Annotated in this window: 16 protein-coding genes; 1 reads left to right on the plus strand and 15 read right to left on the minus strand. The window is 56.0% G+C overall.

Annotated features, from left to right (window positions below):
* Window positions 1–198 precede the first annotated feature (198 nt).
* From KJA79_RS17205 to KJA79_RS17250, 10 genes are all read right to left on the minus strand, one after another.
* Complete coding sequence (locus KJA79_RS17205; RefSeq protein WP_213043289.1) at window positions 199–2,349, minus strand: bi-domain-containing oxidoreductase; 2,151 nt, start codon at window positions 2,347–2,349, stop codon at window positions 199–201.
* A gap of 35 nt (window positions 2,350–2,384) precedes the next feature.
* Window positions 2,385–3,785: an AAA family ATPase gene (locus KJA79_RS17210; protein WP_213043290.1), complete on the minus strand. Its 1,401-nt coding sequence runs from the start codon at window positions 3,783–3,785 to the stop codon at window positions 2,385–2,387.
* A gap of 7 nt (window positions 3,786–3,792) precedes the next feature.
* Complete coding sequence (locus KJA79_RS17215) at window positions 3,793–4,617, minus strand: CpsD/CapB family tyrosine-protein kinase (RefSeq protein WP_213043291.1); 825 nt, start codon at window positions 4,615–4,617, stop codon at window positions 3,793–3,795.
* Between the two features lie 61 nt (window positions 4,618–4,678).
* Complete coding sequence (locus KJA79_RS17220; RefSeq protein WP_213043292.1) at window positions 4,679–6,448, minus strand: GumC family protein; 1,770 nt, start codon at window positions 6,446–6,448, stop codon at window positions 4,679–4,681.
* A 24-nt stretch (window positions 6,449–6,472) separates the two neighbouring features.
* On the minus strand, window positions 6,473–7,567 hold the full coding sequence (locus tag KJA79_RS17225) for a hypothetical protein (protein ID WP_213043293.1): 1,095 nt from the start codon (window positions 7,565–7,567) through the stop codon (window positions 6,473–6,475).
* Window positions 7,568–7,714: 147 nt separating this feature from the next.
* Window positions 7,715–8,326, minus strand: a complete 612-nt coding sequence (locus tag KJA79_RS17230) for a polysaccharide biosynthesis/export family protein (RefSeq protein ID WP_213043294.1) — start codon at window positions 8,324–8,326, stop codon at window positions 7,715–7,717.
* A 12-nt stretch (window positions 8,327–8,338) separates the two neighbouring features.
* Window positions 8,339–10,732 (minus strand): tetratricopeptide repeat protein, encoded by a 2,394-nt coding sequence (locus KJA79_RS17235; protein ID WP_213043295.1) that lies wholly within the window; start codon window positions 10,730–10,732, stop codon window positions 8,339–8,341.
* Window positions 10,723–12,351 (minus strand): glycosyltransferase family 4 protein, encoded by a 1,629-nt coding sequence (locus tag KJA79_RS17240; RefSeq protein ID WP_213043296.1) that lies wholly within the window; start codon window positions 12,349–12,351, stop codon window positions 10,723–10,725. Before KJA79_RS17240 ends, KJA79_RS17235 begins: the two co-directional genes overlap by 10 nt.
* Before the next feature lie 2 nt (window positions 12,352–12,353).
* Window positions 12,354–13,895: a VPLPA-CTERM-specific exosortase XrtD gene (gene xrtD, locus KJA79_RS17245; RefSeq protein WP_213043297.1), complete on the minus strand. Its 1,542-nt coding sequence runs from the start codon at window positions 13,893–13,895 to the stop codon at window positions 12,354–12,356.
* 170 nt (window positions 13,896–14,065) lie between these two features.
* A complete protein-coding gene (locus KJA79_RS17250) occupies window positions 14,066–14,758 on the minus strand; it encodes a hypothetical protein (protein WP_213043298.1) in 693 nt (230 codons plus the stop codon).
* An 813-nt stretch (window positions 14,759–15,571) separates the two neighbouring features.
* Between KJA79_RS17250 and KJA79_RS17255 the strand changes: the two genes are divergently transcribed.
* Entirely contained in the window at window positions 15,572–16,294 is a 723-nt protein-coding gene (locus KJA79_RS17255) for a sugar transferase (protein ID WP_213043299.1), read from the plus strand.
* Here the strand turns inward: KJA79_RS17255 and KJA79_RS23200 are convergent.
* The 5 genes from KJA79_RS23200 to KJA79_RS17280 form a co-directional block, all read right to left on the minus strand.
* Window positions 16,241–17,116: a WecB/TagA/CpsF family glycosyltransferase gene (locus KJA79_RS23200; protein WP_213043300.1), complete on the minus strand. Its 876-nt coding sequence runs from the start codon at window positions 17,114–17,116 to the stop codon at window positions 16,241–16,243. The two genes, KJA79_RS17255 and KJA79_RS23200, sit on opposite strands and share 54 nt — an antisense overlap.
* A gap of 73 nt (window positions 17,117–17,189) precedes the next feature.
* Window positions 17,190–18,425, minus strand: coding sequence for a glycosyltransferase (locus KJA79_RS17265; protein ID WP_213043301.1), 1,236 nt, complete (start codon window positions 18,423–18,425; stop codon window positions 17,190–17,192).
* Window positions 18,426–18,432: 7 nt separating this feature from the next.
* Complete coding sequence (locus KJA79_RS17270) at window positions 18,433–19,614, minus strand: glycosyltransferase (RefSeq protein WP_213043302.1); 1,182 nt, start codon at window positions 19,612–19,614, stop codon at window positions 18,433–18,435.
* Window positions 19,611–20,783, minus strand: coding sequence for a glycosyltransferase (locus tag KJA79_RS17275; RefSeq protein WP_213043303.1), 1,173 nt, complete (start codon window positions 20,781–20,783; stop codon window positions 19,611–19,613). The genes KJA79_RS17270 and KJA79_RS17275 overlap by 4 nt, the downstream gene beginning before the upstream one ends.
* Window positions 20,783–21,874 (minus strand): glycosyltransferase, encoded by a 1,092-nt coding sequence (locus tag KJA79_RS17280; protein WP_213043304.1) that lies wholly within the window; start codon window positions 21,872–21,874, stop codon window positions 20,783–20,785. The genes KJA79_RS17275 and KJA79_RS17280 overlap by 1 nt, the downstream gene beginning before the upstream one ends.
* Window positions 21,875–21,918: the final 44 nt, after the last annotated feature.

A 21,918-nucleotide genomic window follows, 5' to 3' on the forward strand; every position in this document is an offset into this window, starting at 1 on the left:
CGGTGGGACGTGTGAGGCAAGAGGCGTGAGGCAGGTCAGAATTTAGGAGCCTCTCCCGTCTTCATGATCTCTCCTCTGACCTCCAACGCCCTTCCTCCAGCCTCCAACCGTCCCTCCCCCGCCGCGCAACCGCTGATGTGTTAATGCAAGATCTGACCCCCGAGATGGAGGAGGCAGAACGAGAAAAGCCCCGCCGGGCTAGAGATGGTACGTCGCACCGGTCTGGAGGCTCCTGACGGCCAGGAGGCAGGCGCGGGTGACGGCCTCGATCTGCTCGAACGGGATCACCGCCGGTCCACCCTGCTCGATCGACTGGATGAGCCGGGTCATTTCCTCGGTAAATCCCTTGTCTCGCTTCGGTGTCTTGAAGTTGCGGCGGTGGGAACCTTCGTACAGGGATGTCTCCATGAAGTCATCCATCACAAGGGATGTGCCGTCGGCGTGCGCTTCAAATCGTTCCTTGGGAAGTGCGGAATTACCCTCGGCGGTATAGACGATCGTGCCGATCGATCCGTCGCTGAAGGTCAGCGTGACACTGCACTGATCGTCCGTAAGGCCGGAACTGTGGCGCCCGACCCGGCCGGCACAGACGGACGTCGGGAGCGCGCCGCACAGCGACAGCATATAGTCCACAAAATGGCAGACTTCGCCGACGATGCGTCCGCCTCCCACGTGAGGATCTTGTACCCAGTGGTCCGGGGGGATGCGCCCGGCATTGACGCGGTAGAGCATCACGAGCGGGTTCGTCCGCGAGGCGAAAAAGTTTCGCGCCTCTTTCGCGTGGGGCGAAAACCGTCGATTGAATCCCACCATCAACCGAACCCCATCGACCGACTTTTTCTCATACGTCGCGCGAATCTCCTGCAGCTCGTCCTCGGTGAGACAGAGCGGCTTCTCGACAAACACGTGTTTGTCCGCCAACAGCGACCTGACCACGAGGGATGCATGGCTGTCATGGCGCGTGCCGATCAGCACGCAGTTGATCGCCTGGTCGTCCAGGATCGACTGGGCGTCGCTGGTACAAAACGCCGCGTCGATTTTTCCGGCAAGGGTCTTCGCGCTGATCCCTGAGGCGGTGCAGATGCCGCGAATCGCGACGCGGTTCAATGCCTGCAGCGGCGGCAGCAGCATATCCTTCACATGGTTGCCCGCGCCGATGATCCCCATCGTCACGGCTCGACCGGCCTGCCCCTTCCCCACGGCGATGGTACGCGGCAAGGAGCGCGCGCGGTCGGAAGGATAGGTAATGACCATGGCGATGTACGGCGCCTTCCCCTCCATCATTAACGAGTAGGCCGATTCTGCCTGTTCGATCGGGAACCGATGGGTGATCAAGGGCTTCAGGAGGACCTTGCGATCCGCCACCAGTTCGAGAAAGGCCTGCATGTTGCGTTGTTCCGTCCAGCGGACATAGGCAAAGGGATAGTCTTGCCCCTGTTCCTCATACCGGCTGTCGTACCGCCCCGGGCCGTACGACATGGAGAGGCGCAGGTCGAGTTCTTTCTTGTAATAGGGTTCTCGCGGCACATTCATGCCGACCGCACCGACCACCACCACCCGCCCCTTCTTGCGGGCGATTGCGCCGGCCATTTCGATGGGGCCGTTGTCTGTGGTGCTGGCCGTAATGATCACGGCATCCACGCCATGGCCGTCGGAAAAGGTCGCCGAAGCATCAAGCAGCGAACCGGACTCGACGGCCAGGTCCGCGCCGAATTGGCGCGTCAATTCCAGTTTGGAAGGATCGAGGTCAGTTCCCAGCACGCGGCAGCCGGAGGCTTTCAGCAATTGCACCGTCAGTTGGCCCAGCAGCCCAAGACCGATCACCGCGATGCGGTCGCCCAGCCTCGGCTCCGCCTGGCGGATGCCCTGGAGGGCGATCGCGCCGAGTGTGACAAACGAGGCATCCTCGAAATCGACGGCATCGGGAATCTTCACGCAGAGATGTTTCGGGACGTAGACCATTTCGGCGTGAGACGCATAGTTTTGTCCCGCGCAGGCCACGCGGTCGCCGATCGTGAAGCCGCCTGCATCCTGGGCCACCTCCACGACGGTACCCGCGCAGCTGTAGCCCAGCGCCACCGGGGCATCCAGCTTGTCGAACACGCGCGACAGGGTCTGGGTGAGTCCATCCTTCTGGATCGAAGCCAATACCTTTTTGACTTTTTCCGGGCGCTCCATGGCCCTGCTCATGAGTGATTGTTGGGCGCTGTGGACGGTCGATTTTTCGGTGCCTGGGCTGATGAGCGAAGCTTGATTGAGGACCAGCAGGCCGCTTCCGCGCAGCGCGGGCGGAGGCACGTCCGCGACCTGGATCGTGGCGGATCGATTATGTTGAAGGATCTGTTTCATGGACTCGGGACGGTGCGATTGGACAGGATCAGATCTTAGCGCTCCCCCTTCAATAGCTGGCGCATCTGTTTCCAGGCCAGGCCGAATCCCCAGGACTCGCCGCGGGTCTGGCCCCGATCGGCAGTCCGATCGTCTTCAAGGTTGGAGAGTCTGGCGGCCGTATCCTTGAAAGTGCGGTCCGTGCGAAAAATCAGCCGGTACTGTTCCAAAGCCTCGGGCTTGTCACCCAGTTGTTCCAGGGTGCGACCCAACAGGTAGCGGACACTCAGTGTCTGTTGATGAGGGGCGTCGTAGTCGGCACAGGCTTTTCGAAAGGCGGCCACGGCCTGAGGCACCTGACCGAGCGCGCGGTAACAGAGCCCGATCTGACCGAAGGCCCGCACATGATAGGCGGGATCTTGCGCCGCTTGCTGGAACCGGGCGATGGCTGCGATAAACTTCTGGGACTTTCGGAGTGCCATCCCCTGCTGATAGGCAGTGTCCGCGGCCTCGGGTTCCTCTGCATCGCTGTAGGCTGGTCGTGCCGCAGCTGCTGCGAACGGTTGGGTGAATTGCTCCGGCCGCTCCGGCGCCGCTTCCCCCTCGCCCGCCGCGATGCCGGCCAGATCCTCAAGCTCGGACAGCGGAAGAATGCGATTTTTTCTCCGGTCGAGCGCGGCCTGCGCCAGCAGTTTGGCCGTGATGCGCGGAGCCTGCTGGGCGAAGCCGTAGGTCAGCGCCATCTCGCAGACCTGATTGATCAGGCGCGGATTCCCCTGGCTCAATCGATACGTCAGTGCGCAGGCCTGAGGACTGAAGAGTGGGCTGGTTCCACCGGACAACTGGATGCGGTGATGGATGTACTGGACCACCTCCTCTTCCGTGAAGGGTTGGATGTGGTAGTCCACCACGACACGTTGCGCAAATTGCGTCATGTCTACTCGCCGGAGCAGGGTCTGGAGGTCCGGTTGGCCGGACAGAATGATCTGCAGTTGCAGCGATTTCTCTCGATTCAAATTGGAGAGGAGTCGCAACTCTTCCAGGAGCTTCACGCCCAGGTTCTGCGCCTCATCCATGATGAGCACCACGCGGCGCTTCCGAAGCGCTTCCTCCGCCAGAAACTTCGCGAACAGATGCTGTGCCTCGACCGGGTCGAGTTGTTTCGTATTGAGCCCAAGGGCCAGCAGGATCCACGGCAGCAGATAGTCCACATCGTAACGGGCATTGGTCAGGAAGCCGATGGAGTAGAGGTCGCGATTGTCCCCGATCAACTTGTGCAGCAGCGACGTCTTGCCCGTGCCGGGATCGCCGGTCAGCACCATGAACGGGGCTTCGGTGAGGAGGCCGTACTCCAACAGACTGTAGGCGGTGCGGTGCGTGGAGCCGAGATAGAGAAACTCACTGTCCGGCAGCAGCGAAAACGGTTTGCTGTGGAGGCGGTAGAAGCGTTTATACATGAATGGCCTATATCATCCGTTTCATGCGTGCGGGCGTGGTCGTCGAGTGGCCTACCTTGTTGACCACCGTTCCCAGCACCGGCGTCGACTGCTTGATCAGCGCTAAGGCCCGTTCCACATCTTCCGCTTTTGTGCGTCCTTCTTCAATCACCACGAGCATGGCATCGAGATAGGGCGAAAACGCCAGGACATCCGACGTCTGCAAGATCGGGGGGAGGTCGAACAGGATCATACGCGATTGATAGCGATGTTTAAACTCGTCGACCAGCGCCACCATCTTGGGAGAGGTCAGGGCTTCCGCCGAATGGGCCACAGTCCGTCCGCCGGGCAAGAGCACGAATCGTCCGATGCCGGGATGGACCAGCAATTGTTCGATCGGCACATCGTCCAATAGATAGTCGGCCAATCCCTGGCAGTCGCCCAGATCGAACATCTCATGCACGCTGGGGTGCCGGAGATTGGCGTCGACCAGCAGCACGGATTGCGTCACATCCATGGCCAGGCTGGCCGCCAGGTTCACGGCCGTGAAGGTTTTGCCTTCCCGCTCGCCGGGGCTGGTGACGCCGATGACGTTCCATCCCTTTTCTCTCACCCGGTGCAACACCTGGGTACGCAGGATCTTGAAGGAATCGACGAACGGCCCTCCTTCGAATCCCGCCAGAATGCGCTGTTCCCGCAGCACCGGTTCGGGGATCTGAACCGAGCGTGTGTGGGTATACACGATAGTCGCCGGTACCGCCCGGATGGGCTGGGTCCGACTCGGCCCGGATCTGGGAGGACTGTGGTGCTGCTGTTGTTTATAGCGATCGAGCGCCGCTTGAAACCATTCCATGGTGACCCCTTTCCATACCGGCAGACCGGTGCAACGATCTCACGTTAGGAGATGACTACGGTCATTCGACGCCGAATTTTCTCAAGGTTGCGAACCATATGACATCCAATGGGGTCCAAAACAGATGACAGAGCAGGAGGAGAACAGCTACGGCTCCCAACCCGGCCATTCTGATTCTGCCCCGGCGTCTCAGCGCACGGCCTACATCGGCCTTGTTCGGCATGTACGGAATCACCGCCAAGGGAAAGGCCTGGGTGACTCGCACCAATTGCTCCGGCGTGCGAATGGAATGGTCGAGATGTTCGGCCAAGGCAGCGGCTCCGGCGCCACCTGCCATGGCAAGAATGACCCCCAGCAAGACGATGGCTTTCCGATTCGGCTTTTCGGGACTCTCCGGCAAACCCGGTGGATCGATGAGCGAGAACCGCTCGCCTTTCCGTTGCACTTCGAGGCCTTCCGACACCTTGGCCTCCAGGAGTCGCGAGCGAATGTCCTGATATTTTTGGGACGAGGTGTCGCGGTCGCGCGCGAGCGTCAGATAGTCCGGTTCCAGCACCGGAGTCCGCTCGATGCGTTTGGCATAATCCTGAAGTCGTTGTTTGACGGTCGTACGGCTGGTTTTCAATGCTTGCAGAGATGAATTCACCGAATTGAGTTGCGCCTGAATGTTGATGTAGGCGGGATTTTCCGGACGCTGCATCGGCTTGTTGCCGGCACCCGTGCCGATCCGACGGAGTTCCCGTTCCAGCGCCACGATCGTGCGTTGGGTCTGTAACACATCGGGGTGGTTCTCTCCGAGGCGGTCGGCAAGTGTGGCCTGCCTGGCCCGGGCATCGATCAATTGTTTTGCGACCTCTTCAGTCTCCGGATTTGCCCCGGTTTCCCGCTCCAGCGCAGAGATTTCCTGTTTCATCTTAATCACGTCCGGATGGTCCGACGACAGATTCGCGGCCACTCCGGGATATTCCGCCCGGAGTCCACGTAACCGCTCCACACTATCGAGGATACGTTCTCCGGTGACGGACAGGATGGGTGTATTCGGCTTAATGGTTGCCAATTCCCCGTCGAGATACGACTTCCGCTCCTCAAGGCTGCGGATCTGTTGATCGAGGTCCATCAGCTCACGATCCGACTGGTTCATCATTTGGAGATTCAGCGGCATTAACTCGGGCAAGGCACCGGCCGCGCGTTGCTTGAACGTGGCCAGTTTGGCCTCCACCTCTTCGATATGCGCCGCGAGGCTTTCCGCCTCTTGTTTCAGAAAGGTAGTGGTTTCTTGTGCTTGGCGTTCGCGGCTCTTGAGATTCTCGCCGAGAAACAGGCTGGTCAGTTCATTCGCCACCCGCTGCGCCGTTTCAGCCGTTCGACTATTGTAGGAGACGGTGAAAGCAATCGTCGCCTTGGTGGCATGCTGAGTCCGTTTGTCGATGACATCGGCATTGATAACTTCGACTTCGATATCCTTGATGAACCGTTTGATGATTCCTTCCGTCGGGCTTTCTTTTCGCATTTCTGGGTACAGATCGTATTGCTCAACTACTTTCCAGAGGCTTGGACGACTCATGACCTGTTGTTTGATCATTTCAATCCGCTGGTCGGCGTAACTGGTGATCGTGCTATGAACCAACTCAGCAGGCACTTCTTGTTCTTCAATCAAAATGGTAGCCGTCGATTTGAATGTGGGAGACCATACTATGGCTGCGGTCGTGCTAAGACCCACGAAACACATCATCACAAGAAGAATGAGGGTGCGGCGGCGATGGAAAATATTCAAGAACTCATGAAGGTTCGGCGTCGTATTCAGTGCGGAGGTTTCTTGAGGAATCGACATAACAGGTCCTTTGTAATATCGTCGTTAATTAGAAACAGCCAGTTTCGGTGGATAGTAGGTCAATATGAACATGAGCATATTAGACATGGCTGGATCTTGAAATGTAGCGACGTCTCGCCAGTAGTAGCTATAGGAAGCTTCGACCTTCCACCATTCTGCAAAATGCCAAGCGAGTTTCGGTGTCAGATAGAAGAACCGTTGGTCAGAAATCTTAATTCCCGTTCCCTGAGTAGTGGCTCCGGATACGATAAATGCCGCTGCGTCCAGTGAAACGCTAACGGATTCCGAGGCATTGTACGAGGTCAACGCACCAACGCGATTTGTCTGCAATAACAGCCCAAATCCACTGGGGAAAATCTCGCGAGTCAGGCGGAACTGGATACTGGCCTTCTCGAATTGCTGGGTGAGGCTGGCTCCATAGATCCAAATAGTGTCGCGTGTGCGCTCAGACCCTCCTTGTAATCCTGTAGCGGAGCTGATGAAACGCGGTCCCCCATAAGCGTTCGCTCTGAGCTGTTCTGTGAATGCATGGGTTACATTTAACACTATCCCAGGATAGCTCGCACGCAAACTGAATGGAGCATTGGACGTATGGAAGTTCGTATAGGTTCCCGTTAGCTGCAGATCGGACCGTTCCGATGCGTGATAAAGCAGCCCTGCAGATCCACCAAAGACTTGATAGTCGACCAAACCAAGTCTCAGCCCATCCTGATAGGTAGCATCGTTGAATTGAAACGAGCTTTGGAAGGACAATTTTTCGTTTATAACCCTTGTCCACGAAGGATCAAGATTCCAGAGATTTCGCTGGGTAAAGCGCAAGACCACGCCGGTTGTCAACAATTCCCCCATCAACGTATTGTCTCTGGTAAATCCCCCGGTGAATCCCCATTGGTCCCGCTCAGTTCGATACTTCAGCGTCAACGGCAAAAACACATTTGTGAACCGGTTGGGCTCACCTCCGTAATAATCCACGAAGTCCAACGCCGCCCTGCCGCTTACCTCTAGCCGTTCTGTCTTCCCGGAAAATTCGACCGTTGGCGAGATCCAATACCCGTAGGTCGAATCGTGTGGCAGCGGAGTCAGTAATAGGTTGTCGTTGTAATAGGCCTTGGTACTCATCGAAGGCACAAGTGACCATTCGGCAGCCAGGCCTGTTGCACTCCAACATGCGAGGATGGCGATGAGCCGCAGACAGAGAACTCTCGTCTGCGCCCGCCAACACCAGCATCTCCCCCCCCGGCTGTAAAACAGTGATGCCTTCACGAGCTACGGCACCATCACGACGTCGCCGCGCTGCAAGATAATATTCTGCTCCAGATCGAGCCCCTTCCGGACATCGCCGTACCGGAACGGGAAGGCCTGCTGTTGCCCCATCACCCGGCGCACGACCTTAATGTCGTTTTCCGCTGCAAAGGGGGTCAATCCACCGGCAAGGCTCAGGGCTTGGAGGACATCGGTATAGTGGCCGACCAGGAATTCGCCGGGCTTCGCAACACGACCGACGACATAGACCTTGTAGCTCAATGGCTTGATCACGGCGACCGTGAGATTCACGGCAGGAATATATTTCATCAGCCGTTTGGCGAGATCTAATCGTAGCTCCTCCACCGTTCGACCTTCGGCTGGCACATCCCCGACCAGGGGAAAGGAAATCAACCCGTCCGGCCTGACGACGACCTCCCGGGTCAGGTGTTCATCTTTCCAGACGGAAATGAGCAGGACATCTTCGGGGCCGAGCTGGTATCCGAGGTCCGAATTGGGAGCCTCATGAGCGGTGCCGCGCTGATCGATGGACTGACAACCCGCTGTCGCAATCACGAACATGCCGATGAGCATTCCCCAGGTGATGTTCTGAACGAGCTTACAACCGGACTGCATGATGTACGACTCCTATCCGTTTGCCCGGGCGAGCAGCTGTTGCGCTTCACGTCGCCCTTGAAATGGTTCTGTGCTCTTGAGCGCTTTTGCGAGATACACCTTGGCTTCACCATTCCGGCCCGACTGATACAGGGCCGCGCCCAGGTGATAATTCAGCGTCGGAAGCTCTGGGGCCTTGGAGACTGCCTGTTTAATGAGCCGGAGTGCCTCCTCCATGTGCCCCATTCTCAAGCGAACCCACCCTACGGTATCGAGGAACAGGGGGTGAGGCGCCTCTTTTTCAAAGTCCCGACTCAGCAGAAACGCGCGCTCCAAATGAGGCGGATCCTGCTTGTGGTCGGCCAGTAACGTCGCCAGGTTATTGGCAGAGAGGATATTGCGCGGATTCATGCGCAACACCGTCTCGTAAGACGCTATGGCTTCGTCAACAAGCCCTCGATCGGCCAGCATCGAAGCGAGCGACATATGTAATTCCTCACTGGACGCATTTGCGGTAAGTGCTTCCTTGAGAATTTGGATCGCGAGATCGGGCTGCTGCGCCTGGAGCAGGCTCGCCCAATTGAGCCAAGGAGTTACCCAGGTAGGATTGAGCCTGGTAGCCTCCCGATAATGTGTCGCCGCAACATCTCGCCGGCCAAGGATCGACCACACCTCTGCCAGCAACCCTCGGGCATAAGGATGAGCAGGGTCTGTCGCCACGATTGCTTCCAGGCGCCGGCGTGCACGTTCCGGTTGTTTCTGAGAAAAATCGAGTCGAACAAGTGCCATGAGGGGGTCCGCGGCGGAGGGCGCCATGGATGCCGCTCGCTCGAAGGCGGTGGCAGCCTTGGTATAGTCCTTCTGGGTTTCGTAGAGTCGACCCTCGGCCATCAGAAGAACCGGGGTATCGCCCATCGTCCGGCGCAGAGGTTCCAGGACCGTCTTGGCATGGGACCATTCACCGGTAGCAAGGTCCATAGCAAAGAGCCGCTCGAGAGCCGGAGGGTAATCCGGATGGGTCTTCAGAATTTCCAGCAAACGGGCCCGGGCTCGCGGCGCTTGTCCTGATTGATTCTCTATTGTCGCTAAAGCGAGGCCCGATTCCACGGCAGCAGGTTGGAGGGCTATCGCGCGTTCAAAACTCTCGCGCGCAAGTTGAGCCTCACCCGTTATGAGGTAGGCCTGGCCGAGCAGATGCTGCACATGGGCGAGTTCCGGCTGATCGCGAAGCACGGTCCGGAAGGCCTGCACCGCATTCTTTCCGCTTTTTGCGATCAGGGCCATCTTGCCCTGAAGGATCAACCCTTCGGAGGAGCGAGGATTTACCTGCAACACGTCGTTTAGGCGGCGTTCCGCTTCTGCCCTCTGACCTCCAGCGAAATCGAGTTGCGCGAGTTTGACCTGCGCATCCAACCCGGCGGGCTTGTTCTCGTAGTCCTTCGCCAGGGCTTCATAGACCAGCTTTGCTTCTGCGAAATCCTGATGAGACTCATACAGCGCGGCGAGGGCGAAGGGGATCTGTGTGGAATAGGGCAACTGTTTTGCGGCTTGCCGCAGTGCGAGCTTCGCGGCCTCCATTCCCCGGCGCATCTTCAGAAAGTCGGCCAAGGCCAACCAAACCTGGTCGTTCTCTGGAAAGATCGTGAGCGCCTCGCGCAGCGCGGCTTCGGCTTGATCGGTCGCGTGCAGCTGATCGAAAAAACGGGCCAATTTCAACCGATGGTCATAGACCGTCGGCTCCTCCTGAATGATCTGGCGTAACACCTGTTCCGTGCCCTTGTCGTCGTGAGCTTCAGCGAGGATGGTCTTGAGATTTTGGAGGAGGTCCAGGTGATGCGGATGTGTTCCGAGCGCACGTTGCAAGGTCGCCTTGGCCTCAGCCACACGATGCGTCTGACCGTAGAGCGTGGCCAGCAGAATGGCGACATCCGGCTCGGTCGGATGTTGTTTGCTCAGCTGCTCCGCCCGCACCATCGCCTGGTTCACCTGGCCCTGCTGCGCCAGCAGGGCGATCTTCAAGGCCTGCGCCTGAGGGTCGTGCGGACGTGTGGCGAGCACCTTGTCGGTCGCACGCACCACCTCATCCCCCAGCTTGGCTTCGAGATAGTACTTGGCCAGGACAATCAGCGCCTCCTTATGATCCGGCACGAGCTCGACGACCTGTTGGTAGTTAGCGACGGCATTACGCCAATTTTTTTCTTTTTCTTCGACCTGGGCCACGAGAAAAAACGCGTCCGCGTCCTTGGGATCGATCTTCAAAACGTTTCGCAAGGCCACCCGGGCCTTCGGAAAGTTTCCGGCCTGGATGTAACCCTGCGCCTTGGCGCGATATTGGGCCTTACGCTCCTGCGGGCCGCCGCACGCGAGGAGTCCCGTCGTCAGCAGGATGATGTAGCACCACGCTTTCATGTCGCCCCCTACAGCCATGCACGGACTCCTAACCCGAGCAGAATCCACAACGAGACCAGACCCAGTTGCTTGACTCGATCGGTAAACGTATGGAGCAACAGTTCGAATGAAAAATACAACACAATGAGTTTGGCCGCCAGAATGCTCAGGGTCGGCATGTCGGCGCGCATTTCCGGCAGGAGCGGCACGATCAAGGCAAAAAAGACCATCAGGTAATCCAACGGGGTTGTCTGGAATCGATTACCACGACTGAAGCGCATACTCAACAGCACGAGAAGGGCAATCAGGGCCAAGAGTGTATTGTGCGTGACATAGATGGGCCAGATGTCGGACATCCCCGATTGCTCGCCCATATACATGAGAAAGGCACTGCCCACATACAGCCCACCCCGAACAAAATGGGAGCGGTATTCGGGCATGAACCACAGACCTCCCAAGACCACGGCGAACAGGCTGAAGGCCGCGTACCCGACATCCATCGGGACATGTCCCGGCAAGAACACGCTCGCGATCAAGAACAACGGCACCACGACCGCGAGAAACCGCGGCGCCATGTCGCTGAGCCATATCCCGGCACGGGCCAATTTGGTATCGGAGAGCACTCGGCCCTTCGACGTTTCCGATAGCAGAAGGCCTCCCCGCTCGGCCGCGACGAACAGGGCGAACATGGCCGTGGCAAATGCGCCATACATGGTGAAAATCAGGGCATCGGATTGCCAGCGCAGAAGATACGCGAGGCCCACCATCACCGCCTGGATCCCATAGATCACGATGACGGCTTCATGGTGCGAGAGTCCGAGAGCCAGCAACTTGTGGTGGACATGGTTCCGGTCGCCGATGAAGGGCGAGCGGCCCTTCGCAAGCCGCTGCCCCATGACCGCAAGCGTATCCAGAAACGGCAAGCCCAGCACCAGCAGTCCGACAGTCACAGGAAAGGGGGCGCGCGCAGGGTCACTCATGAGGAGTACGAGGACTCCCATCGAGAACCCGAGCAATTGGCTTCCCGCGTCGCCCATGAAAATCCTGGCCGGATAGGTGTTGTACCTCAAAAATCCCAGTAAGCCGCCTAAGAATCCCGCTGCCAGCACCAACACGGTGGTCTCGTGCGACAGATAGGCTAGATAGGCAATGCCGGCAAAACTCAGAAAGGCTAGACCTCCTGCTAGACCGTCGAGGCCGTCGGAGAGGTTGACCGCGTTCGAGGCCCCGACAAGAAAGATCAGGGTCAGGGGTACCGCCAGCCAAAGCGGCACTTCCTCTTCATAGAAAAACGGGATCTGTTCGAAATGAATATGGCCGATGCCGATCACCACCAGGACAGCCAGCAACTGTCCGACGAGTTTGGTGCGGTAGTTCAGATTGACACGGTCATCCCATATGCCGAACGCCAGGAGGATCGACACGCTCACCAACACCGTCGGAATGACCGGATCCTGCGGCACCCAAAAGAAAATGGATAGGAGTGCCGCGAAGCCGAATGCAATCCCGCCGATCCGGGGGATTGGATTCGCATGGACCTTTCTCTCGCCGGGAAGATCCATAAACCGCCAACGCCCGGCATTTGCCTGCAACGGCGGGATCAACGCCATGCAGATGAACAGCGAGGTAATAAAGCTGAAAAAGACCGCACTGGTCATGCTCAGTCCGGAATATACCGATGCAGTTGAGGTTGAATGGTTTGCGCAAATTGCAACAATCGCTGCTCGACCGCTTGCTCGTCCTCACCGGGGTCGACGGCGGCGGACAGTCGAATCAGGGCCCCGTCGCTCCGTTGTCTGGTCATGGCGTCCCACACCAAATACAGTTTCACCAGGTACTCGTTCGAGAGCATCCGATCACGCTGCTTAAACCAGTAGAGCACCAGCTGCTTCTGCCGATCTTTTTGGATGAGTACGCGATTGACCGGTTCGGTGAGTCTCCCCATCGGCAGATCCACCGTTCGCTTGGACGTGATTTCCCACCCACCGCCGGGAATGCAGCTTTGCGGGGAATGAGCGGATTGGCCCTTTCGTTGCGATTGGTAGTAGGCCATATACAGCGTGAGCAGCCCTCCTCCCGGCGATGCATAGTCGGCCAGCAGGTAATCGTCGAAGCGTAAGGCCGAGATGATTTGAGGCTCCACCGGCTGCGGGTTTCCCTGCCACTGCCCAATGCGCATGGAGAAATCCACAAACGCCGAACGATCCGGGACGATCTCTTGGCGTTCGATCGACGGGAACAGGACCGCAACGGGAAGAATCAGCGCCAGGCTCCCGATATAGGCAGGCAGTCTGGGCTGGCTCCTCGGTGACATGCCCGGCGTGACCGTTATGGATGGAGCCGATTCAGGAGCAATGGCCCAGGAGAACCGATCGGACAACGTTGTCGACCCGGGCAGAGGATGGAGGTTCGACAAGATCCACATTTCGAGCACCAGGATGGCAAGGGTGGCGAGGAACAGGATCCAGCCTTCAAAAAGGTGCAGGAATCCCTCCGCTGCCTGTGGTCCATACCACTCTACGAGCACACCTACGATGCCGATACGTAATCCATTGATGAAGATCGACACCGGAACAGCCGATACGACGAGCACGATGCGTTTCCACAAGCGGTCGCGGTACAGGTGCGCACAGAGAAGCGCCAGCGCGGTGAGGGGGAAAAGATACCGGATGCCGCTGCACGCTTCGGCGACCTGTAATTGCACCGGGCCAAGGTCGATGACATTCCCTTCGCGAAATGCCGTGACTCCGATGGCGTGAAGCACGCCTACGCCTAGGGCTGAGGACCAGAGCTGTAAGAGACTCGATAGCGCGTTGTGGAAAAAGACGGGCAGCGGAACGCTCGTGAGAAGATAGGCCAAGGGAAAGAGCAGCTCCCGTACTATCCTGGTTCCGAGAAATGAGAGGGCCAGACCAACAAGGATCAACCAGAGCGAGAAGTGCAGAAATACATAGAGAGCTGCTAAGTTGCCGACGAGATAGAGGAGAATTCCTGCGAAAACGATCACCGGCCCCCACCAAGATGGGGACAGGTCGCTCCACGCATAATGGTGCCGTCGCTGCCATGCCAGCACCGCGCTAATGACTGGGACAAACATTCCATGACTGTAGTCCTCAGTTCCCCACTGGGCCAATAAGAACACCAGGCTGTCGGCATACATGTAGCCCAGAGCGGCTACAGTCAGTAATCCGATGGCAACCACTGAACACCTGGATGTATTGCTAGTCCCCTCCCCTGGGCGGGAGAGGGGAGGGAAGTAGTTAAGCGACCTGGCCGCAATCGTATTGCTGGGAATAACCTAGTCGCTGAACACTGGCAGCGACAAAACGGAGTGGCCTCGAATCAAGCTGGACTGCGCATTTTGTGGCAATCCTACGACTCTTTTCTCGTGACCAGACCACGCGAACCCAGCCCGATCAACGCGATCAAACCCGCACCGAACAACCATACGGCTGCCGGCAAAGGCACGAGGGAAGTTAACGCTCCCTGCACTCTGTTTCCCACTCCACTGAACACCAAACGCCATTGATTCGAGGAAAATGATGAGAGACTGGGGGGGGTCGTCGGGAGATGGTCGTTTGCAAACGCGCTGCCGCTCGGATTGATCAACTCAATCTCAAAAATCGCAGGCGACAAGCCATTGACCGGGTTGCCGGTGAGTCCATTCAGCGTTACCTTGAACGTATTGCCGAGCCCATTGTTGACCACCTGCATCACACTGGAGCCTGGTGGGGGAGCAAAGGTCGCAGTATAGTTGCCGACCTGGACTGTCATGTTTTGTATGGCGTTTGGATAGAGACCCCAGGTGGGATCTCCCGGCAGAACATCGGATGTAGCAGGATTAAAGGAGAAGGCCCCTGAGAGCGGTAAGGCAGAACCGAAGCCATTCGTACCGGTCCCGCCAGAGGTAAATACGCCACCATGCACGTCCGAAACCGTTCCGCTAAAAGTAAACGAGATGTTGGCTGCATAAACGGGCACGGCCCCTATTGCGATGAACACACAGATCCCTGACAAGGCCAAGGCCAGTCTCCGTACACCTATCCCCTTCATTCCCATATTCATCGCGTCTCCTTTACTTGGGCTGTACTGTGGTCAGCCTTACGGTTTATATAACGGGAAGACGTAAGAAAAACCCACAATCGCATTGAAATCGAAACCTATTTTGGGAGAATACTTAAAAGGGAAAACCAACGCAAGATTTTTCTGCCCCCGAACGCAAAAAAACAGCATTTTTTTCGCAGTTTGTGCGAGGTTAACTTATGGTGAAGCAACATGAAACATTCGCGCGGGTACCTTGTGCCAAAAAAAACCGTACGACTAGGGCCATATGGACCAGGTCTACATGAATTGCCCGACCGTGTGCGGGCTTCCTAGAGGTCCAAGGCCTTAACATCAATCTTCTGAACCCTCCTCCGTTGATTCGACGGTGGCCATTGGCCTTCCGCATCCTCTCTCTCCAGCTCACTACCGTCAATGGCCCACAATGGTTGCTGATGCCTGCTCGAATGGATCGTAGTCCCGGTCGTTCTGCAGCAGATGTAGAGTAGTTGCAGCGCCGCACAAGTGGACTCGGATTCCCGTGGCGTTCGGATCCCTTTGAGCAATTCCCAAAGAATCAAATCTGTGAGACCCAGACGTTGCCAGCTCACGCACCTGTCGAGCCACTCCGTCTCCGGAGTGGTTCGGTTCCGGAAATAGTCGATCCATACCATACAAGTGTGGTTCAAAATGGATCGGAGCATAACTATGGTTGAGCTAGCGAATTGTGAGCTGACAACTCTATTGCGATTCAAGAAACATCGCGGCAGAATGGCGGGAGCATATAGAGCAGTCAGTCCACTCTTCTCATTTCGAGTGAACAGCGTAATGGCAACGATGGAAGAACAACGTGAACCCCGTGAAGCTTTTCCCTATCAACCCCCCACCCGAGAAATTCGAGACAGATATCGGGAACTCTTTCAGCTCACAGAGCCCTTACCGCCGCGGCTGATCAAGACCGTCTTTGACAAGGTGTTGGCGGGCCTTGTGCTGTTACTCGCTTCCCCCGTGCTACTCTTATTAAAACTTGCGTATATCGTGGAAGGATGGCTGATTCCTGAAAATGCGGGCCCGATGTTTTTCTATTACAATGCAGTGAGTGCGGGCAGAGCAATTCGAAAATACAAGCTTCGTCTGATCAAAGTGAAATATATCGACCCCGAGGGGGCCAAGAGACACGATTGGCTTGCCTACTCAGCGGAATGGAAGCCTGGTAGTCGGACGCATGTTGGATCCTTTGTGAAAAAATTCTACTTGGATGAATTGCCGCAGTTTTACAGCGTTATCATAGGAGACATGAGCATCGTCGGTCCACGCCCATTGTCGCAACTGCACTATGATCGCGATCGTAAGCAGGGCAATATCACGCGATTCCTACTCCGCGGAGGTCTCCTGGGGTTGGGCCACATCAACAAAGGCACCTCCGAAATGGGGAAGCCGGTTTACGAATACGAGTACGTCGATCAATACATTACCCGCTCTTCGTTGCGACTTCTGATGCTGGATCTATGGATCATCTGGCGCGGTCTCCTTGTGATTGTGAAGGGTGGCGGACACTAGCAATGAACGCCTCTTTGGCCTAAAAAAACCTAACCCGAGGTAAAGCAAGAATAACGAATGCGTGATTAAATACCTCTTCCAAAGCCGCTTTGGATCGGACATCAGCCGGCAAAGCCATTCTAGACCGACCTGCCTCATCCAAATTGGAGCTCGTTTTACCGTACCTGCATGGTAATCGAAGGCCGCTCCGACCCCAATCATCACTCCGCGGACCTTTCCCCGGTGAGCTGCCATCCACAACTCCTGCTTGGGACAACCGAGACCGACGAACACAATGTGTGCGCCTGAACTATTGATGAGGTCAGTCGTCTCCCGGTCCTCTTCAACGGAAAGATACCTGAACGGCGGAGAAAAAATACCGGCAATCATAAGCTGGGGAAACGCCGTCTTTAGGCGGCAAACCAACTTTTCGAGCGTGTGCGGGGTGCTCCCGTACAGAAATATAGACAATCTTTCTCTTTCCGCATGATTGCACAAGGTCCACATAAGGTCAGGGCCATTGATACGTTCCTGGTGCTCAAAACCGCTTCTACGGAGCACCCAGGCAAGCGGCATACCGTCGGGGGTAGCCATATCCGCCCCGTTTACGACGCGCTGGAACTCAGGATGTTGCTTCGCTGTTACGACCACGTGGACATTGCAGATACAAACGTAACGCGATTGTCCGGTTCTTGCCCATTGAGAAAGCGTATCAATCGTATTCTGCCAAGAGGTTGCATCAATGAACGAGTCCAAGACGCAGGTACCAGTGCGACGGCTATTATTCGCCAGCGCTCTTGCGGCACCTTCGTTGTCACTTCTGAATCCTCCTACCAGCGTCATCTGTAGATTATGCCTCCCCTATGAATCACAATCGACCGCTAAGCTTTACCAGCTAAGCCGAGGTAACCGCGGGCTATCTCCGGAAAGCAACTGACTGTTGCTGTGTCCGTTCACCTTTAGCCTTGGCGTTGCGTTCAGTATGGCTCATGGCATCGCGGTAAATGCCCAAGAGTTGATCGAGATGGCATTGCGGCGAAAACCGTACTCGCGCGGTAGCGAGAGCACAGGCGGCCATCGCGGCAGTGTCCGTCGGCCGACGAACTATTCGACGTAGGCATTCGGCTAGCGACTCCGTATCTGTCGGAGAAAAGAGCAGACCGGTTTGGCCATGCTCAATGAGCTCTGGCAACCCACCTATTCGGCTCGCAATAACCGGCGTGCCTAGGGCCAATGACTCCACCACCGAGAGAGGGAAGTTTTCATAGCATTCCGAGGGTGCGGCGGTGCATAAGGCTTCGGCAATGAGACGTCGCTTTGTCTCTCCAGCAACATGCCCAACGAGCTCAATGTGCTCCATCCCAGGCACGCCGATGGCTCGACGCAGATCAGCTTCCAGCGGTCCAGTTCCTGCGAGCTTGAGAGACAATTCTGGCACAGAGCCAGCAGCGGCAAGAAGAGTCTTGAGTCCCTTTTCTGCACTCAACCTCCCAAGGTACAGCGCATAAGGTTGCTTGGCTGGCGGTGCCTCGGAGAAATTACTGACAAAGTTGCCGCAGACACGAACCTTATCCTTGGGCACACCGGCCGCCACGAGCTTTCCGAAGGAGAATGAATTGAGCGCGATGTATCGATCGATGCAAGAGGAAAAGGTGCCGCTACGCCAACCCCATGCAACTGCTGACGCATAGAGCGCACTCGTTATCATACTCTCGTGTACACAGCAATTCTTGACCGCCGCCCAATAACTCTGCTCCTGACAAGCCTCACAGACTTTGCCTTTCACATAAAACAGACCATTCGGACAGAGAAAACGATAGTTGTGCACCGTCTGCACGACAGACACGCCGGATCGCGAAAGAGCGTGATACACCGACGGTGAGAGCAGTGGAAAGACATTGTGCACATGAACGACGTCTGGGCGGTGCTTGTGCACAAAGGAAACGAGTCGCCGTGCCACCCCAACATTCCAGGGGATCTGCACAAAGGCTAGCCCCTGCTTCAGCAGAGGCATGCTGTCGATTTCCCGGCTGTCAACAGCGAACTGCAGAACGGTGTTCCCGTGCTCTTCGAGCAGCCTGCGTTCCGCTTCAACAACTCCGCATTCGCCGCCGGGGACCTTATAGAAATTATGGATCTGTAGGATTCTCACTGCTAATTCAAGTACGCTGCAGGGACGGCGCCTTGTAAACTTCACGAACCACGTTAACCAAGCGCTCAGCATAGCGTTCGATGGTATAGTCTGCCACGCTGGCTAATATCCGTGCCTTTCTGTCTGCCTCAGGTTCCTCCCTGACGACGTGGATGGCTCTTCGGATCGCAGCGATCAATGCTTTCTCATCGGTTGGGTCTACGACAAAACCATTCACGCCTTCGCAGATGAAGTTGCTGCTGCTTCCATCTCTAGTACTGGCAACGGAGAATAGGCCGCTATGCAGAGCCTCGGAAAGGGCAATAGAGGCAGAATCCATGAGAGTTGGCATCACAAATATATCGGATAAGGCGTAATAGCGGGCGAGTTCAGTGCTCTGTAGGTACCCAAGATATACCACGCGAACCCGTTTCATCTTGGTAGCCAGTGCAAGCACATGGTCTTTCAATGGACCATCTCCAGCAATGAACAGCCCCAGGGTCACATCTAAAGTATGTTCGATCTTTTCGCAGGAGCGTAAGACCGACAAAATGTTCTTTTTTGTATCCAGATGGCCGACGAACAACATCATCACTGCTGGTAAGCTCGCCCTCTCTCTTTTACATTCCGGAGTATCCCGAATCGTACGGACTTTATTGAGGAAAATCTTGGAGTCCCCGACGTTATAACCTACCGTGATTTTTTCCTGGCTAATACCATACTCTTCGATAAGATAGGCCTTGGTCAAACAAGAGTAGACGAAATACCAATCCATGCGTCGAATGAAATATCCGTAAATAAGTTTCTTGATGGCATTCTCTGCTGCATGGGCAAAAGCATGGCGGGCCTCGTAGCGAATGATTGGGATGCCGAGCCGGCGAGCCAAGTGCCATGCCTGCCAAGATGCGCATGAACCAAGCATGTCTGTTCCAAGAAAGACTATGTTTGGCATGAACTCACCAAATAGCCCGCAAACCCCCGCGTTTAAATGCAACGTTTTATCTCGACGCAAGTTCAAATGTAGCCCGGGAATAACCGAGTGAGGGTACCGGATATCTGATTCGTTCACAGTCCAAGAACGATTGGGTTCAGTGCGCGCTAAATACGCCACATGCAGGGTAATGTCTGCCTGACGATTGATTTCATTGAAAAACGCCACCCGATACGGGGCGATAATGTTGGAAAAAGCCAAGAGCCGGATGGATGTCACGGACGTGCAAGAACCTCCATACACTGTGCGAATTGCTCAATCGGACCATGCTTGAAAAGTTCCAGCAACCGCGCACGAGCGGCTTCGACTGCAACGCGGCGCTTCTCCGGATCGGCAGCAGTTGCGAGGATTGCTTTGGCATATTCTTCCGGCTCTGTTCGATTTAGGATGGTCATGTCATCGCTGCCAAATAGTCGGTCGATACCTCCGACGCAGCTGGTGACAATGTATAAGCCAAAATGCACCGCCTCCCACAGGACACGGGGGAAGCCCTCTACAGCGCTGGCGAACAAAAAAATATCGTTGTTCAGATAATGGTTCGCTAACATGGCAGGATCGCTCACGTAGCCATGGAAACACACCTCAATGCTGATCCCAAGAGATTCTGCAACGCGCGTCAACTCCAGTTTCGCCGGACCATCTCCAACGATGTTGAGGCAACATGTTATGCCTGCATCCTTGAGGATGCGGCAGGCACGGATCAGCACGTCAATGTTCTTTCGCGCCCGGAGGTGTGCAACGCAGAGTAATCTAATTTCGGAACCTCTACTCACCTGGCGAGGCATCGGAATAGGCAGTGCTCGGATAACGGCGGAGACAGGTGCCGCCATGAACGTTAGTGGTAAGCTTTCGTAACGGCCATAGAGAGCGGCGCCTGTGACAATTCTGGCGTCCGCTCGCTGCATTGCAGATGCCTCGAGAACAAGCCGAATCCACGCTTTGACGCCCTTTATGCCTGAGGTCTGCAGGAGAGCTCTCCGGTCAGTGCCATTATATGCAATGGTAGGCTTGCGAAAGACATTCGCGGCAATGAGAAGATAAAGACTGCCGCGTAGGGTATTGACAAAGCAATAAACTACATCAGCCGTGCGGAGAACGTGCAAGGTTGCCGCTGCCTGCCGAAACCAGAGAAGTGGTTGGCTTAAAGATATCGGCTCCATTCCAGGAAGCAACCTGACATGGGAGGTCTTAAACCGGTAGCCGTAATTCGGAACGGCCTCTGAACCGTGCGCAAACTCCTGACTGACTACATCGACTGAATCGAAGTGGCAGGCAATGCCGTCCAGGTAGAAACCATCATTGTCTTGAAAGTACTTAACGCCGTCTTGCGTGATCCAACCTGCACGCGAGATAACCGCGAGCCGCCGTCGATTGGTGATCGCTCCCATCACGAAACTATCACCGACCTGTAAAGTCGTTCGTAACGAGCTATGGCCAAGTCGAGATTAAACACCTCCATCACTCTCTTTCGCGCGTCCTCCCCAAGACGGAGAAGCCGCTCTGGTTCAGCCAAAAGACTAAGGATCTCTGTGGCGAGTATGTCGGGACGGTTCGGAAACACCAATATTCCAACATCGTCACTCGAGATAACTTCAGGATTGCCGCCAACCTGTGTAGCGATGACGGGCTTTTTCATCGCCATGGCTTCAAGCAACGATATACTGACGCCTTCACTGAGTGAGGTCACCACATAGATATCCAGAGACTTAAGAATCTGAGGAACATCTCGTCTTACACCAAGGAAATGGACTTTCGACGCTACTCCCAATTCCTGTGACAACTGTCGAAGGTCATGCGGGTCCCCCCTTCCAACCATGACAAAATGGACATCTCTGCGCTTGGCGAGCACATGCCTGGCTGCCTCAATAAGCGTTTTCTGGTTCTTGTTATGGTTCAGCGCGCCAATGATGCCGACCAAGTAGTCTTTATTCGAGAGACCAAGTTCCTGTTTAACATTGCTATGCACCTTCCGCGGGTCGTACCTATCTAAGTCAACGCCGTTGTAGATTACCTCTATAGATCCTGGAGTAATACCAGTGCGTTGCACAAGTGTATCCCGGACCATTTCTGATACCGCAATGATGCGGTGGTTAACCTTCGCTGTAGAACGACATGCCCATTCTTTCAAACGCTGTCTGAGTGTATATTCTTTTGTCCATTCGTGTAGGTTCTCGATGGTCGAGAAGATTGCCGGTGTCCCGGAGAGCTTTCCGCACACTCGACCGACAAGATCTGCGTGGAACAGTTTTGTATGAATAATGTCGTAGCGGCGTGCTTGTATCAACTTACAAAGTGCCACATAACTTGAGAAGTCCCCCAACCCACGAAAGTGCATTAGATGGGTGCGCACGCCGATGTCCTCAAACTCTTTCTGAAGGGTACCCCCGCCATAAATGCCGAGCACTTCCGGACTAAACTCCCGGCGGTTGAGATTGCGCAGCATAGAAAGGAGGAATACCTCGGCACCCCCGGCAGCCATAGTGCGCATTATGTAAAGGATTTTAATCACGGTTCATGCGGACA

The sequence above is a fragment of the Nitrospira defluvii genome (assembly GCF_905220995.1).
GTDB lineage: Bacteria > Nitrospirota > Nitrospiria > Nitrospirales > Nitrospiraceae > Nitrospira_A > Nitrospira_A defluvii_C.

What these genes read in the sequence shown, in the direction of transcription:
- KJA79_RS17205 (WP_213043289.1), bottom strand. Translation starts at nt 2,349, where the DNA reads ATGAAACAGATCCTTCAACATAATCGATCCGCCACGATCCAGGTCGCG.
- KJA79_RS17210 (WP_213043290.1), bottom strand. Translation starts at nt 3,785, where the DNA reads ATGTATAAACGCTTCTACCGCCTCCACAGCAAACCGTTTTCGCTGCTG.
- KJA79_RS17215 (WP_213043291.1), bottom strand. Translation starts at nt 4,617, where the DNA reads ATGGAATGGTTTCAAGCGGCGCTCGATCGCTATAAACAACAGCAGCAC.
- KJA79_RS17220 (WP_213043292.1), bottom strand. Translation starts at nt 6,448, where the DNA reads ATGTCGATTCCTCAAGAAACCTCCGCACTGAATACGACGCCGAACCTT.
- KJA79_RS17225 (WP_213043293.1), bottom strand. Translation starts at nt 7,567, where the DNA reads ATGAGTACCAAGGCCTATTACAACGACAACCTATTACTGACTCCGCTG.
- KJA79_RS17230 (WP_213043294.1), bottom strand. Translation starts at nt 8,326, where the DNA reads ATGCAGTCCGGTTGTAAGCTCGTTCAGAACATCACCTGGGGAATGCTC.
- KJA79_RS17235 (WP_213043295.1), bottom strand. Translation starts at nt 10,732, where the DNA reads ATGGCTGTAGGGGGCGACATGAAAGCGTGGTGCTACATCATCCTGCTG.
- KJA79_RS17240 (WP_213043296.1), bottom strand. Translation starts at nt 12,351, where the DNA reads ATGACCAGTGCGGTCTTTTTCAGCTTTATTACCTCGCTGTTCATCTGC.
- KJA79_RS17250 (WP_213043298.1), bottom strand. Translation starts at nt 14,758, where the DNA reads ATGAATATGGGAATGAAGGGGATAGGTGTACGGAGACTGGCCTTGGCC.
- KJA79_RS17255 (WP_213043299.1), top strand. Translation starts at nt 15,572, where the DNA reads ATGGAAGAACAACGTGAACCCCGTGAAGCTTTTCCCTATCAACCCCCC.
- KJA79_RS23200 (WP_213043300.1), bottom strand. Translation starts at nt 17,116, where the DNA reads ATGACGCTGGTAGGAGGATTCAGAAGTGACAACGAAGGTGCCGCAAGA.
- KJA79_RS17275 (WP_213043303.1), bottom strand. Translation starts at nt 20,783, where the DNA reads ATGGGAGCGATCACCAATCGACGGCGGCTCGCGGTTATCTCGCGTGCA.
- KJA79_RS17280 (WP_213043304.1), bottom strand. Translation starts at nt 21,874, where the DNA reads ATGGCTGCCGGGGGTGCCGAGGTATTCCTCCTTTCTATGCTGCGCAAT.